Source organism: Streptomyces sp. NPDC051921 (genome assembly GCF_040680975.1).
In the GTDB taxonomy this organism is placed as follows: domain Bacteria; phylum Actinomycetota; class Actinomycetes; order Streptomycetales; family Streptomycetaceae; genus Streptomyces.
Window position 1 is genome coordinate 1 of the sequence record NZ_JBFAXU010000063.1, and the last position, 1,245, is coordinate 1,245.

1 protein-coding gene is annotated in these 1,245 nt (G+C 72.0%); it reads left to right on the top strand.

Annotation, left to right across the window (positions count from 1 at the left end):
* A partial coding sequence (locus tag AB0M16_RS36185; protein ID WP_365350803.1) for a beta-ketoacyl synthase N-terminal-like domain-containing protein occupies positions 1-1,245 on the top strand: 1,245 nt, incomplete at both ends.

Genomic DNA, 1,245 nt, shown 5'->3' on the forward strand with positions numbered 1-1,245 from the left:
GCAGGCGAACTATGCGGCGGCGAACGCGTTCCTGGACGCGTTGGCGGAGTTCCGTCGGGCTCAGGGGCTGCCGGCCACCAGCATCGCCTGGGGCCTGTGGGCCGAGGACAGCGCGATGACCACCCAGCTCGACCGCACCGCCCTGGCCCGCCTCCACCGGAACGGCATCGCGCCGCTCTCCACGGCCCAGGGCCTTGACCTCTTCGACGCGGCGCTCGTCGGCGACCGGCCCGTGGTCGTCGCGGCGGAGCTCGACCGCAAGGCGCTCCGGGCGCAGGCTGCCGACGGCACCCTGCCCCCCGTCTTCGCGGAACTCGTCCGCGCCTCGGTACGTCGCGTCACGGCAGGCGCGGCGGCGCGGCCCTTGGCACAACACCTGGCCGGACTGCCCGAGGGGGACCAGGAACGACTGCTCCTCGACCTGGTCCGCAAGCACGTCGCCTCCGTCCTGGCGCACTCCAGCCCCGAGAGCATCGACCCGCACCGGGGCTTCGGTGACGCCGGGTTCGACTCCCTCACGTCGATGGAGCTGCGCAACCAGCTCAACAACGCGACCGGACTGACGCTCCCCGCCACCCTCGTCTTCGACCACCCGACCCCGCAGGCGGTCGTCCAGCTCCTCAAGTCGGAGCTGCTCGGTGCGGACGACGGGTCGGATGCGGGGGCGGCCGTGTCGGTGCCGGTGGGGGTGGCGGTCGGTGACGATCCGGTGGTGATCGTCGGGATGGCGTGCCGGTATCCGGGTGATGTGCGGTCTCCGGAGGATCTGTGGCGGCTGGTGGTCGAGGGCGGGGACGCGGTCTCGGAGTTCCCCGGTGACCGGGGGTGGGATGTCGAGGGTCTCTTCGACCCGGACCCGGACCGGGTGGGCAAGTCCTACAGCCGGCACGGCGGGTTCCTGCACGACGCGGCGGAGTTCGACGCCGGCTTCTTCGGGATCTCTCCGCGCGAGGCGCTCGCGATCGATCCGCAGCAGCGGCTGCTGCTGGAGGTGGCGTGGGAGGCGCTGGAGCGTGGGGGGATCGATCCCGCGGGGCTGCGCGGTTCGTCGACGGGTGTGTTCGCCGGTGTGATGTACGACGACTACGGTGCCCGGCTGCGGCCCGCCCCCGAAGGATTCGAGGGCTACGTCAGCAGCGGCAGCATGGCCAGCGTGGCGTCGGGTCGCGTGTCGTATTCGTTCGGGTTCGAGGGTCCGGCGATCACGGTGGACACGGCGTGCTCGTCGTCGCTGGTGGCGATGCA